Annotated in this window: 11 protein-coding genes; 10 read left to right on the top strand and 1 reads right to left on the bottom strand. The window is 60.6% G+C overall.

Annotated features, from left to right (window positions below):
• The first annotated feature begins 83 nt into the window (after positions 1-83).
• Both XX99_RS21665 and XX99_RS21660 read left to right on the top strand, forming a co-directional pair.
• The gene (locus XX99_RS21665; RefSeq protein WP_050061515.1) at positions 84-1,205 is read left to right on the top strand and encodes a DMT family transporter; all 1,122 of its coding nucleotides are present in this window, start codon (positions 84-86) and stop codon (positions 1,203-1,205) included.
• Positions 1,206-1,226: 21 nt separating this feature from the next.
• Entirely contained in the window at positions 1,227-1,625 is a 399-nt protein-coding gene (locus XX99_RS21660; RefSeq protein ID WP_231581552.1) for a hypothetical protein, read from the top strand.
• Between the two features lie 14 nt (positions 1,626-1,639).
• Here the strand turns inward: XX99_RS21660 and XX99_RS21655 are convergent, their stop codons facing one another.
• Complete coding sequence (locus XX99_RS21655; RefSeq protein ID WP_050061513.1) at positions 1,640-2,443, bottom strand: hypothetical protein; 804 nt, start codon at positions 2,441-2,443, stop codon at positions 1,640-1,642.
• Between the two features lie 229 nt (positions 2,444-2,672).
• Between XX99_RS21655 and XX99_RS21650 the strand changes: the two genes are divergently transcribed.
• From XX99_RS21650 to XX99_RS21615, 8 genes are all read left to right on the top strand, one after another.
• Positions 2,673-4,343, top strand: a complete 1,671-nt coding sequence (locus XX99_RS21650; protein ID WP_050061512.1) for a GH39 family glycosyl hydrolase — start codon at positions 2,673-2,675, stop codon at positions 4,341-4,343.
• Between the two features lie 63 nt (positions 4,344-4,406).
• On the top strand, positions 4,407-5,030 hold the full coding sequence (locus XX99_RS21645; protein WP_050061511.1) for a hypothetical protein: 624 nt from the start codon (positions 4,407-4,409) through the stop codon (positions 5,028-5,030).
• Positions 5,031-5,364: 334 nt separating this feature from the next.
• Entirely contained in the window at positions 5,365-7,968 is a 2,604-nt protein-coding gene (locus XX99_RS21640) for an LptA/OstA family protein (protein WP_050061510.1), read from the top strand.
• A complete protein-coding gene (lptB, locus tag XX99_RS21635) occupies positions 7,968-8,696 on the top strand; it encodes an LPS export ABC transporter ATP-binding protein (RefSeq protein WP_050061509.1) in 729 nt (242 codons plus the stop codon). Before XX99_RS21640 ends, lptB begins: the two co-directional genes overlap by 1 nt.
• A 268-nt stretch (positions 8,697-8,964) precedes the next feature.
• Positions 8,965-11,019: an RNA polymerase factor sigma-54 gene (gene rpoN / locus XX99_RS28195; RefSeq protein ID WP_231581551.1), complete on the top strand. Its 2,055-nt coding sequence runs from the start codon at positions 8,965-8,967 to the stop codon at positions 11,017-11,019.
• Positions 11,020-11,304: 285 nt separating this feature from the next.
• A complete protein-coding gene (gene hpf, locus XX99_RS21625; RefSeq protein ID WP_050061508.1) occupies positions 11,305-11,994 on the top strand; it encodes a ribosome hibernation-promoting factor, HPF/YfiA family in 690 nt (229 codons plus the stop codon).
• A gap of 254 nt (positions 11,995-12,248) precedes the next feature.
• Positions 12,249-13,211 (top strand): RNase adapter RapZ, encoded by a 963-nt coding sequence (rapZ, locus tag XX99_RS21620; protein ID WP_050061507.1) that lies wholly within the window; start codon positions 12,249-12,251, stop codon positions 13,209-13,211.
• Between the two features lie 136 nt (positions 13,212-13,347).
• On the top strand, positions 13,348-13,848 hold the full coding sequence (locus XX99_RS21615; RefSeq protein WP_050061506.1) for a hypothetical protein: 501 nt from the start codon (positions 13,348-13,350) through the stop codon (positions 13,846-13,848).
• Positions 13,849-14,088: the final 240 nt, after the last annotated feature.

Raw genomic sequence — 14,088 nt, 5'->3', positions numbered from 1 at the left:
CCGAAAAGGGCTGCGCTCCGGCGCAGCCCTTTTCCTATTGTGGGCAAGAATGTGACTAATGGGAGCGAGATCGCGCCTGACCTATGGACTTTGACCGCCTCCTGCCGATGAAATGGCGTGTTACCGCTGTGTATCTTGCGGTGGGAGCGATCTGGGGCAGCGCCTGGATTCCAAACCAGACACTGTCTCAATCGCTGCCCGAACTGGAGGTTGGCGTCCTGCGCTTCGGCCTGGCGGCAATTGTGTTGGGCGTCGTTGTGACCCTGAGACACTTTGGAACGTCTACCAAAGGTAAGGCGGGCGCGGGGCCAGGTGCGGGGCCGGATGCGAGGCCGGATGCGAGGCCGGATGCGGGGCGTTCGACGCAGGGGCAGGCGGCTCCGGCACGTTCGGCGCTAGGATTGCTGTTTCCTTCCGCTCTGCTGGGGGTGACCATGCTGGCCCTGCCCTACGCTCTCACGGTCTGGGCGGCAGAGCAGCTTTCGGCGGGAGTGGTAGCGCTCTGTTTTGCCACCATGCCCCTGTTTCTGCTGTTCTTTGCAGGAGCGGAAAATACCGGGCCAGGAAATACCGGGCCAGATCGCGGAGACCAGGGAAGCGCCATTCCCGCGGTCGCCCTGGGGATCGGCGGCGTGGCGATGGTCGTTGCACCGGGCCTGTCTGTGAGTCTGCTGCAAGCCAGGGGCGCGGCAGCCCTGCTGCTGGCGGTGGCATTGGAAGGGTTCTCGATGATCTATACCCGACGACTCTACGCAAGCGGAAGGCTGAAGAGCGGCGAGATCCCTGCCTTTTCTGCAATCCAGTTCGCGTCTGCCTCCGTATTCTTAGCGGTGCTGACTGTCAGCACCGGGCAACATTTCACTTTTCGACTCGATGAAACGGCAGCTCTGCGGCTTGCAACGATTGCCATTGTCATAAGCGCCGGAACGCTGCCGCTCTTTTATTGGCTGCTGCAAAGCATGGCCGCGTGGCAGCTGGGCACCCTGCAATGGGTCGCGACGCTGGTCGCCGTGGGTGAGGCCGCTCTCATGATCCGCGTGCGACCCAGTCTGGAAGGGTGGATCGGGGCTGTGCTCGTGCCGGCCTGCATCGCCTGGATACTCTCCCGAACCCAAAATGAGACTTCAGGACGGGTAACTCCTCAGATAACAATCGATACTTTCTCCGGCCTGGCAGCATCGGATAAAGACAGGGATTCAAGGTAGACTTCGGCTATGAGCGCGTCCATGTATATCGTTGTAGAGGGCGAAGATCCCGGGTATGACATCTTCGTCAACGGGCACGCCCTGGCGCGGAACGAGGATGCGCTGGAGAAGCTGGCATTACGTCTGGGAGTGAAGCCGCTCCTGGAATTTTTTTCCGCGGACCAGAATTCCATGGCTCTGCTGCTGGAAGAGGGCGCGGGCGATCCGGAGTGGGCCAAGACCCTGCCTCCGCCGCAGTGGTTCTCGCCGGGCGATGGCCTGACGAGCATCTGCGCGCTCCTCGATTGTCTCAAAGGCGCGCCGACAACGCTGGGCTCCGATACCGCCCCGATCGTCGCGGAGCTGGAAGAGTACGAGCGGGTCCTGCGCAAGACCGCACAGCGCAGCTTGCGCTGGCAGCTGGCGGTTAGCTGGAAGTAATCCGCTGATCCGGGTTAACGCACACTTACATGGCGGCTTACCAGGAACCCGCTGATAGCGGATACTAGCGGCGCTGCGATTCCCACAGAGATGACGGACATCCGATGCGATAGGGGACCTCCCTCGGACCACCCCGCAGCTCCGTAAAAATCGAAGAGAACAAATGCGGTTAGGACGGCTAACAACACCCTTCGGGGCGTGGATACCGGGAAGAGCCAACCGAGGGCGCGGGGCTCGATGCGGGCGAAAAAGTAAAGCAGTATAAGTGCCGTGGGGATTCCGAAGACGGCTAAAAGCGTCCATGGCGACCAGCCAAAGCCGCGCTCAACCGCATACATATCCTGATAGAGATCTGTTCCATCGGTAAAAGTGCGTATGGGCACATAATCGATGAGATTGCCGATGCTAGCGACGCAGACCCAGTAGCAAAACATGGCCCATCCGCGTGCATTCCACCGCCGGGCCACGCACCAGCCCCAGAGGCTGAGCGGGAGGGTGACCAGGGCGTTCCCAAGGAACGCGCCGGCTGCGCTGATGATGGCGGCCTGCATGCCGTGGCCGCTGGCAAAGATGGGCGCCTCATCGACATTTTGGTTGATGCCGAACTGGATCAGAAAAACAGTCCAGGAGGGGTGGGCGTAGTCCAATGCCAGCGGATTGGCCTTCCAATGGAGAATCCAGGCCACGAAGGTATGCGCGTATTCATGCGCGAAGAAGGCGCACGCATGGGCCGCCCATAGCTGGACAACAAGTAGGCAGAGGAAGGCAGGCCATCCCCACCTGCGAGCGCTCGGGCTACGGGGCGCTTCAGATTGCATTCGTTAGTCTCCGATCGCCTGATCGTACTCGATCGTCTCGCCCAGACGAGACTTTTCTCGGCTGCGACTTGGTGCCGCTCGTCCAGGCACCCGGTTCGGGTTGCGCCTTTGGCGCTTGGATATGTAATGGCAGTAACGGTTGTGGAATCCCACATCTCAGAAGCGAGATGTGGGGCACCCGGATTTGCTGCGCGGCGTTCTATGACGAGTGCGCTTATTCTGTTAGGCAATGAAATTTTCGGCTTGGTGTATTGGACTTTTTCTTCTTCTGTCGGGCGCGACGTTCGTTCGTGCTTCCGATCCCGTTGTCATCACGGTGGACGCGTCGAAGTCTGTGGGCGTTTACAAGCCGGCCTGGAACTACTTCGGCGCCGACGAGCCGAACTACACCTATGCTCCCAATGGCGAGAAGCTGTTACGCGAGCTGGGCGGGCTCACTCCTGCCCCGGTTTACTTCCGCACCCACAACCTGCTCACCACCGGCGATGGTTCGTCCTCGCTCAAGTGGGGATCGACGAACGCCTACCGCGAGAATCCCGACGGCTCGCCGCTCTACGACTGGACCATCACCGACCGCATCTTCGACGCGCTCATCGCGGCGCATGTCCGTCCGCTGGTCGAAGTGGGATTCATGCCCGAAGCCTTGTCGACGCATCCCGAGCCTTATCGCCACGACTTCCCCAAGGGAGATGTCTTCACCGGCTGGAGCTATCCGCCCAAGGACTATGCGAAGTGGAGCGCGCTGGTCACGGCGTGGGCGCATCATCTGCACGGCCGCTATGGCGCGCAGGTCGATGGCTGGCTCTGGGAGGTCTGGAACGAGCCGGATATCGGCTACTGGCATGGAACGCCGGAAGAGTATGACAGGCTCTATGACGTGACCGCTGCGGCCATCCGCGGCGAGCTGCCGCAGGCGAAGATCGGCGGCCCGGAGAGCACGGGTCCAGCCAACGACCATGCGGCCGCCTTTCTGCGCCTTTTTCTCGATCACTGCGCTCACGGCACGAATGCCGCCTCCGGCAAAACAGGTGCGCCGCTCGACTTCATCAGCTTTCATCCCAAGGGCAACCCGAAGTTCATCCAGGACAGTGCGGGCGGTCATGTGCGGATGAACGTTGGCGCGCAGCTGCGCAACGTCCAGCGCGGGATGGAGATCGTCGCCTCTTATCCTGAATTCCGAAACACGCCGATCATTCTGGGCGAGAGCGATCCCGAGGGCTGCGCCGCCTGCAAGGGCGCGCAGAACGGCTATCGCAACGGACCGCTCTACGGCGTGAGCGTGGCCGAGGCCATGATGCGCACCTATGAGCTGGCGCGTCTGGAGAAGGTTCGTCTGCAAGGCGCAGTGACCTGGGCCTTCGAGTTCGAGGACCAGCCCTATTTCGCCGGCTTTCGTGAGCTGGCCACCAATGGCATCGATAAGCCGGTGCTGAATGTCTTTCGCATGATGGGCATGCTGGGCGGCGATTGGGTCAATGTCACAAGCAGCGGTGCTCAGCCTCTCAGCGATGTGGTGGCCAGGAGCGTGATCGAGTCTCCGGATGTGAATGCTGTAGCCACGCGGCAGGAGCACGAAGTCGATGTGCTGCTCTGGAATTATCACGACGACGATCTTTCGGCGGAGCCGGCACAGGTAGCGCTCGCGCTCAAGGGGCTGCCCAAACAGAAGGCTCGGATTGAGATTTATCGGATGGACGCTGATCACGCCAACGCTTATTCTGCCTGGCAGCGCATGGGCAGTCCGCAGTCTCCTACGGCGGAGCAGGTTCGGGAGATTGAAAAATCTGGCACTCTGGAACCGGAGCGGCTCATGTCGAACGCCGCAGGAGACGCCGTTCCGGTGAGCGTCGATCTTTCCTTGCCGCGCCAGGGCGTTTCTTTGGTCCGCGTGACATGGTAATGCGGATTGGGTGATGCTGGATTTCGCGTCGTCCGGGGCCTTAGGCGCGTCTAATGAGGGAACATGGCCGATCAACTTTATCTGAGTGTGTGGTACCCCAATTTCCGCCTGGCTGCTCTTCCGGCGGCATTGGAGAAGGTAATGCAGCAGTTTGCCGCCGTCGCCGGCTCCGCGCGCGTGAAGGCGGTCACCGTCTATCCCATCTCCTGGACCGAGCCCGAGGTCTATCAGCGCATCTATGACGAGGAGCACGAGCCGGATCTACCCTTGTCCGAGCCGCGCGAGGCCATCGCCGCCGCGATGGAGACTGTCCATGATGACTTCGCCTATGAATTCGAGCTGGTGTGGGAGCTTTGGGCCCCCGAGGTCGGAGGCGGTCTGGAGCCGGTGTGGAGAAAAGAGCCGCGGGTGGTGCGCATCGTCGGCTATGGGCCGGAGTTCGACGAGGGAGCTTACGAGCAGAACGGGCATGTCCGCATCGACTTCGGACCGGATACGCCGTTTCTCCAGGAGGAAGTCGATCTGGATGAGGACACGGCGAGGCATGTCAAACAGAACGTGCAGATGCTGGTGGATTTCACGAATGCCGTGCAGCAGCATGGTGGGATATCGAGCCGGCTGCTGTGGTCGGAGTCGGGGGAGAGCCTGGCGCAAAAGCTCATCGCCCGCCTCCAGAGTGTCAATTAGTCGACGACAGCTGAAAGGCGGGTCGCTAAAAAGCGGGTCGCTAAAGTGCGGTCAGCTGAAGAACGGTTAGCGTAATTGGTGGATGGTATGCGCTGCGGCCTTCGAGGAAAGACTTGCAAATAGGATTTGGATTAGAAACTCTAAACTTCGCTGTTCTGCCACGACCGTTCTAGCTAGCCGGGTTATCCCTGACCGGACTTTAGCCGCCCGTTTGTTCGCTACCAGCTTTTTAGCCAACCGCTTTTTAGCAACCCGCTTCCCAGCCACCCGCTTCCCAGCCACCCGCTTTGCAGCCACCCGCTTTGCAACTACCCGCATCTGAGAAAATACCTTTATGCGTCTGACCGTGGCGAGGCTTCGCCAGAGCATTGTGTTGCTGGCTTGCCTGCTGTTTGTGGTCCTGGCTGCTTTCTTTCTGTATGCCCGGTATCGCTTTCGCCATTTTGAGAAAGACCTCCCGGCCAGGCTGGGAATCGACATCCAGCAGACCGCGGATGGCTTTACCTTTTCTCATTCCGCGCAGGGGCACACGCTCTACACCATTCACGCCTCGAAGCTCTTCCAGTACAAGCAGGGCGGCCACGCCACGCTCCACGATGTGCAGATCACGCTGTATGGCGCGCCGGGATCGAATCGCGCCGACAAGATCTACGGCTCGGAGTTCGATTACGACAAGTCGTCGGGCATCGTGAGCGCCAAGGGCAATGTCCAGATCGATCTTTCCGGGCTGGGCGACGACAGCAGCGCGGGGAAGGCCGCTCCGGCGAAGACTGGTCAAGCGAATCAGACCAATCAACCCAACCAGGCCAACCAGCCCGGCCAGACTGGCCAGGACGATGCAAAGGCGCAGCAGCAGATCATCCACATCAAGACCAGCGGCCTGGTCTTCAACGAGAAGACCGGCGACGCCGTCACCTCGGAGCACACCGAGTTTTCGCTGCCCAAGGCGGCGGGAAGCTCGACCGGAGCCAGCTACAACTCGAAGACCGGCCTGCTCGTGCTCGATCAGGAAGTGGTGCTGACCACCAGCAACAACGGCAATCTGGCTATCGTTCACGCCACGCACGCCACGCTGCTCCGCGATTCGCGGCAGGCATTTCTGCTCCATCCTTCCACCGACTACCAGACCGAGAAGAGCTCGTCCGACCAGGCCATCATCTACTTCCGGAAGGACGGATCGGCCTCGAGCGTGGACTCTCAGGGGCACGTGCGCATGCTCACCGATAGCGGAGCGGTACTGACCGCGGAGAACTCGCATACGCAGCTCGATGCGAAGAGCCAGCCGGTCCAGATCGATGTCGCCGGCGGCGTGAACTTCGTCTCCAATGGCGACAACAGCAGCATGCACGGCACGGCGGTGAGCTGCACGCTGACCCTGGGCGCGAATTCCACGCTGAAGCACGGCCGCTGCCGCGATGCAGTCAGCTTCGTGGAGCAGATCTTCAAGCTGGCCAACGACCCCAGGGGCACGGCATCGCGTCAGGTGCAGTCCTCCATGCTGGATGTGGACTTTGTCCCCGGCCCGGATGGCAAGAAGAGCATCGCGCAAAAGGCGCTCGCCACCGGGAATGCTCAGGTCAATCTGCATACGATTCCGTCGAAAGGCGGCCAGGAGCTGACGAATATCAGCGGCGATCAACTGCTCGCAACCCTCGATCCCACGGGAACGGCGATCAAGCAGCTGGATGGTTCAGGTTCGACCAAGATCGTCGACCTGGCTCAGGACGGATCGACCAACACCAGCAGCGGAGACCGGCTGCACATGACCTTCACGCAGCAGCCGAAGGCCGCGAAAGAAACCGATGCGAAGGCCGGTGCCGCCAAGGCCAATGTCGTAAAGACCGTAGAGAAGGCTGCGGCTGGTTCGGATAAAAAATCAGCCAGCGACGCCGAAACCTCGCAGATCGATACCGCGATTCAAGACGGCCATGTGGTGATGACGCAGACTCCGGTGAAGAAAGAGGGCGCGAAGAGCGATCCGACGACGCTGACCTCCTGGGCCAACCACGCCGAGTATCATTCGTCGGATCAGATCCTGCACCTGACAGGAAGCCCGCGGCTCAAGGATGGCGACGCTCTGCAGATGTCCGCCCAGTTCATCGATTACCACCGTGACTCGGGCGACGCGACGGCGCAGGGAACGCTGAAGGCCACCTACCGCCAGCAGAATGCCTCCGGTGCGCAGCAGCCTATTGCAGGCGCAGGTGTGCCCGATCTCGGGGGCTCAGGCCCTGTCTACATTACTGCGGATCGCGGCGACCTGCGCCATGCCACGAATGTAAGCCTCTTCTACGGATCGGCCACGACTCCGGCGCGCATGTGGCAGAGCGACCACTCCATCGCCGCGCCGGTGCTCGAGGTCAGCCAGAATCCGCAGGCGTTGAAGGCTTATGGGCCGGAGGGCAGCACCGCCGCGGTGGTGAGCGCGAACCTGACTTCGAATCTGGGAGCGAAGCACCAGCCGAGCGTGGTGCGCATTCACAGCCGGACGCTGGAGTACTCCGATGCCGAGCGCCGCGCCGATTTCCACGGCAGCGTGGTCGCAGAGGAGCCGGACGGCGTGATCCACTCCGACGCGGCCCAGGTGTTTTTATCGCCCAAGCCTGCAGGGAATCAGCAAACGGGCAATTCGAGCGCGGCGAAGACGCCGGCCTCCGGTGCGCAGCCGCAGGACGTGAGCCAGATCGATCACATGGTGGCGACGGGCAATGTGGTGATGACGCAGCCCGGCCGCAAGGCCACGGGAGAGAAGCTGGTGTACACCTCGGACGACGGCAAATACGTGCTTACCGGCGCGCCGGGGAACCTCCCGCATGTCTTCGACAAGGTGAAGGGAACGACTACTGGAGCGCGTTTGATTTTCAATAGTCAGGATGATAGCGTCGTGGTAAGCGGGGGGCAGTCGAGTGCCGTCACCGAGACGCGTACTCCGAAGTGATGCAGAAGCTTTCGACCGATGAGATCGGCAAGTCCTACAAAGGACGTCAGGTAGTTCGCGGTGTCAGCGTTCATGTCAGCCAGGGCGAAGTGGTCGGGCTGCTTGGTCCGAACGGCGCCGGCAAGACGACCAGTTTCTACATGATCGTGGGGTTGATTGCGCCGGATTCTGGGCGCGTCCTGGCCGATGGCGAGGATATCACCCGCGTTCCCATGTACATGCGCGCGCGCCAATACGGCATCAGTTATCTTCCCCAGGAGCCTTCGGTCTTCCGCAAGCTTACGGTCGAGGAGAATATCCTCGCGGTGCTGGAGGTGCAGAACGTCTCCCGCGAGATGCGCCGCTCGCGCACCGAAAAGCTCATCGAGCAACTGAATCTGGGGACCATCCGCAAGACACGCGGCTACGCGCTCTCCGGCGGCGAACGGCGCAGGGTGGAGATTGCCCGCTGCCTGTGCATCCAGCCGTCCTTCATCTTGCTGGACGAGCCCTTTTCGGGAATCGATCCCATTGCGGTACTCGACCTGCAGGAAATTATCTTCGACCTTAAAACCAGCGGCATCGGCGTCCTGATTACGGATCATAATGTTCGTGAGACGCTCTCGGTTACCGATCGCGCTTATGTGATCAACGAGGGCAAGATCTTTGCCGACGGCACGCCGGACCAGCTGGGGAATGACGCCGAGGTGCGCAGGCTGTACCTGGGCGAAGGCTTTTCCCTCAGCTAAAAGCCATCCGAGCTGACGCCGAAGGATCTCTCGCGTGATCTATGGCTATAGGGCCCGATGCGGCTGTGGGCCGAGTCTGAGAATCATTGGACGATTTCGGCGTGGTCCGATTTGGTAAATCCAGCCTTGTAATTTCAAGATTCACAGCATTTTAAGGGCCTTCCTGCTGGCGCGGGTTCCTGCGAAAGAGTTAATGTTCAAGGGGGACGCTCTCCAGCATGTAAACTGGGAGACAACTTCACCACAATTTTTCGTTTTCTAGGATGCGATGGCATTACTCCAACCCAAGCTGAGCTTGAAGGTAGCGCAACGGCAGATCCTGACCCCTGGCCTGATGCAGATGGTCAGCGTGCTGGCGCTGAACAAGCTTGAGCTGAAGGAGATGATCAACGCCGAGATCACCGAGAATCCGATCCTGGAAGAGATTGAAGAGAACGTCCCTCTGCTCGACGAGGTTGCGGCCCAGGAGATCGAGCATGACCGGGCGGTAGAGCTCCGGGCCACCGAAAATGAGCCCGAAAAGAAGACCGATCCCTTCGAAGAGATCGACTTCGGCTCGTATTTCCAGGATTATCTCGACCCCGGCTTCCGCACTCCGAACAGCTTTGAGATCACCGAAGCGCCCTCGCTCGAGAACTACCTCTCCTCGCCCGGCACCCTGACCGACCACATCTTCTGGCAGCTCGGCTCTCTCAATCTTCTTCCGGCAATTCGCGACGCGGCCGAGTACATCATCGGTAACCTCAATGAAGACGGCTACTTGCGGGCAACCGATGAAGAACTGCTTGACGGGTATCTGCGTGAACAACTGTCTCCCGACGCCTCCCATGGGAACGGCCATCATGCCATCGCCGACCTGCCGCCGGCCATGTTGGAGCGGGCCCGGGCGCATCTGGCAGCGGGGCTGGCAATCGTCCGCCAGCTGGACCCGATCGGCATCGGAACGCGCGACCTGCGGGAGTGCCTTCTGGTCCAGGTCGAGGCTCACAGCAAAGAATTCGATCTGATCTTCAAGAAGCAGCTTGACCGGCAGCAGCGGAGCGGCAGCGAGCACGCGGATCGCAATGGCCACTCAGAAAATGATCATCGAGAAAACGTTCAGGGAGGAAATGGTCACCGGGCAGAAGAAATCTCCGGGATCATCCTCGATCCCGATCAAGCTGGGATCGATCTCGCGGCTGCTGCCGGCCTTCCGGCGGCGGCGGATCTCCACGCAAACGGGCACGTCAGCAACGGCAATGGATACGTCAACAATAACAATGGACACGCGGGATACGCGGCCAACGGGCACGGCGGCAACGGGCATGTTGGGCCGGCCGGAAGCTCGTCCGATGCACCACCGGCTATCCCTTCCGCCGATCTGCATGCAGCTCCGGAGACGCCGCCTAGCGTCGAGTCGAATGGCCATGCGACCGGGTTCCAAGCGACTGCGTTCCAGCCGACTGGGTTTCAGGCGACTGGGTTTCAGCCATCCGAACCCCAGCCATCTGGACCCCTGTCTATCGACCCGCGCATCGAGCTCTTCGAGACCGCGACCAGGATCATCGACAAGCACCTCCAGCTGCTGCAGAAGCGCGACCCTCGCGAGCTGTCCAAGGCCGTAGGCCGCTCCATGGAAGCGGTGCAGCAGGCCATAGATTTTATCCGCACCCTCGATCCCCGGCCCGGACAGCGCTTCAATCGCTCGGACGCGCGGCTGATCGAGCCGGATGTGGCCTTCGTCAAGCGCGGCGACGAGTACGTTGTAGTCATGAACGAAGAGGACCTTCCCAACCTGCGGCTTAACCAGGGTTACCGGCGCATGCTGACCCAGGAGGGTGCGGAAAAAGAGGTCAAGGATTATGTGAAGGAGCGCTACCGCTCGGCGCTGCAGCTCATGCGCAATATCGAGCAGCGCAAGAACACCATCCTGCGCACCTGCGAGGCCATCGTCCGGCGGCAGCAGGACTTCCTCGAAAAAGGCGTCGAGGCCTTGCGGCCTATGATGATCAAGGAAGTTGCCGAAGAGATAGGTGTGCATCCTTCCACGGTGAGCCGCGCGGTTTCAAACAAGTATGTCCACACCTCGCAGGGTGTGTATGAGCTGCGCTTCTTCTTCTCCGAGGGAGTGAACGGGCCGGAGGGCTCGGGCACGCCGCTGATGCTGCTCAAGCGCAAGGTGAAGAAGCTGATCGAGGAAGAAGACCCGCGCAAACCGCTGACCGACGATCATATCGCCGCCATGCTGCAGAGCCAGGGCATCGATGTCACCCGCCGCACGGTGGCCAAGTATCGCGAAGATCTGCGTATCCCCAGCACGCATCAGCGCCGCGTGCGAGGATAGCGCCGCGTGCGAAGATAATGAAGTGAGGCCGATCTCCGGCCTCTGCAAGCACGGGAGATGACCCAATCATTCGTTCCCTGGCAAGCCCCGCTGGTTCGTCCCGGATTTCCCTCATACCCTCCATCCTTGCCCTGTTCGATATCCGGTCCGATCCGGCCCCTCCCATCTTTGGGCAATCCTTCCGAAAAGGGTATAAAATCGCCATCTTTAAGTCTGGTAGTTTTCGGAACTCTTTCAGACACTTCGTTGATCTCATCTTTATCCACCGAGAAGGGAGTTATCCCCATGCAGGTTGAGTACACCGGCAGACAGGTGACCGTAACCCGCGCCCTGCGCACTCTGGCCGAAGAGGGCGTGGATCGAATCACCAAGCTCTTTCCCAGGATCACCAGCGTGCACGTCGTTCTCAGCGCCGAGAAGTACCGGCAAACCGCTGAGGTGACGATCAAGACCCGGCTGCACACCTTTGTCGGCATCTCCGAATCTCCGAATATGGAGACTGCTTTGCGCGAGGCGTTGGACAAAGCGGAAACGCAAGCCATCAAGTGTAAGAAAAAACTCGAAGCCAAGAAGCGCGCTCCAAAGGAAGAGAAGATCACGGCGGAGGCTCAGCTGCTCCGACCGCGGCGGCGGGCAGCAGCTCTCCCGGCCGACGGCACGGAGGCCGCAGTCAACGGCAACGCCCATTCGAACGGCACGGCGAAATCGAATGGCCATAAGGCAAATGGAAAGGGCCGCTCGACTCCGGTGATTCCGGTGACCGTACACAGCTTTCCCTCGAAGACGCCGATCCCCGAGCCACACATCGTGCGCTCGACCGACTCCGTAGCCCTGCGCCCCATGACGCTCGAAGAGGCGGTAAAGGAAGCCGAGTTCCGTGACCGCGAGGTCTTCGTCTTCCGCGACGCCCGCGGCAACGTGAAGGTGCTGCATCGCAAACGCGACGGCAAGATGGAGCTGATTGAAGAGCCTTAAAGGCAGGGGGTAGGGGAGAGGGTTTAGGGGGCAGCGAGGCAGCGTGCAGGGTCGAGTGGTCTTCCGCGCATTTGTTTGGCTTGCGGATTCGCTGCTTCACCCTGTGACTGTTGCGTTCGCTTTATTCCTGTGCTCTGAACCCTGCGTCCCGCACTTCACGCCTGCACACTGATGCCTGCTCCCTGCACCCTAACCCCTACACCCTGGGTTGCTGAGCCCTATCCCCTACACCCTATCCCCTGTACGATTGTTTTATGGCTCGACCGCACAAGAAAGCTGTTGCGCGGCGAAAGTCGCGTCCGGCGAAAAAAGCCGATGCGGCGGCGCAAAAGGCTGGTCATGCAGATACGAAACGGGGAGACACCAAGCGCGAGCTGGTGATTCTCACCGGCCTTTCCGGTTCCGGCAAGGCCTCCGCGCTCAAAGCATTTGAAGACCTCGGTTACTACGCGGTAGATAACCTGCCCGTCGAGCTGCTGCCGCGCTTTGCCGAGCTGGTGGCGCAGTCGATGGAGATCACGCGCGCCGCGCTGGTCGTCGATGTGCGCGAGGGGCAGCGGCTGGAGAAGTTTCCCGCGCTGCTCAAGCAGCTTCGTGAGCAGCTCGATACCACGGTCGTCTACCTGGAGGCATCGCAGCCGGTTCTTCTGCGGCGGTTCTCCGAGACGCGGCGGCCGCATCCGCTGGGTCGCGAGAAGATGGTTGGTCCGGCGATCCAGGCGGAGCGCAAGCTGCTGGACCCGGTTCGCAACGTAGCCGACATCCTCATCGACACCTCGCGCTTCAATGTCCACGAGCTGCGGGCATACATCCAGAATCAGTTCGAGCGGGAGTCGGATGGCAAGAGCCTGCTCGTCTCGTCGATCAGCTTCGGCTACAAGAACGGAGTGCCGCTGGAGGCCGACCTGGTCTTCGATGTCCGCTTCCTGCCCAATCCGCACTTCATTCCCGAGTTCCGCAACCTCACCGGCCGGCATCCCAAGGTGATTGGCTACGTGGGGCATTTCCCCCAGACGCAGGAGTTTCTCAAACGCGTGACCGAGATGCTGCTCTTTCTGCTCCCACACTACATTCACGAGGGCAAGAGCTACCTCACCGTCGCCTTCGGCTGCACCGGAGGCCAGCACCGTTCGGTGATGATCGCTGAAGAGATCAAGAAGCGGCTGGCCAAGGAAGGCTATCGGGTGAAGACCGCGCACCGCGACATGCCGCGTTAGCTTTCATTGTGAGAAGCCGATAGCATTGAAGCTGTATCGGAAGAAGACCTCGCCAAAGAAATGCCGTCGAGACATTTCGTCGTCTCCGGTCACGGAAAGCGAACGATAGCCCAACGAAGGAGGCGCCGGATCTCACATGGTGACGTCGACTGAAAAAGTGTCGGCTGCGAAATCCGGCTCCCGCAGCCGGCATCTCAATCTGACATTTGCGATTCTGGTGCTGGTTGCGGCTGTAGTTCTCGCGGTCGCCGTGCGCTTCGAGCACCACAAGCCGAAGCGGGACGAAGTGTCGCGCGCGACATCGCCGGACGGCAAAGTCACGGCCGTGTTATACGAGCTGCCGGGAAACGCGAAGACCTCCTTCGACTACCAGGTGGCCGTGATTGGCGACGGAAAGACGCAGGAGGTCGCGGAGCTCTCCGGCGCCATGCGCAACGACCGTGCTTACGGCGTGAATCTTCACTGGCTGAGCGACGACCATCTCAGCATCGATTACTTCACCACGCAGAGCGTGCGCGTCATGATGAGCAGGGTTGAGGCCGGTGGCCGCGTTGTCCGCGTGTCTTTACGCAACGGTATACGCGACAATAATGCGCTGCCCGGCGGGATGCTCTTTCATCTTCAGCAGGCGCCGTAGAGTGTGGCTGGATAGAAGCAGGGAAATGGCCTCGTGGACTTCTCTCAGCTTTGGCCGTCCGGTCAACTTTGAGCCGTAAACATGTCGCGCGCGGAGCGAGATTACCTCACGGAAAATTCCCATTGGAACAAGCTATTGCTTCGACCTGTGGAGTTACTTCCCAGAATGTATGGTCCGCCGCGCGACTGCAAGGATTAGTTCGTTCGAGAGACAAGTCTGCGGCAATGTATTCGGCCTTTG

This window comes from Silvibacterium bohemicum (assembly GCF_001006305.1).
GTDB classification, from domain to species: Bacteria; Acidobacteriota; Terriglobia; order Terriglobales; family Acidobacteriaceae; genus Silvibacterium; species Silvibacterium bohemicum.
This window is presented reverse-complemented; position numbering and strand designations above follow the sequence as displayed.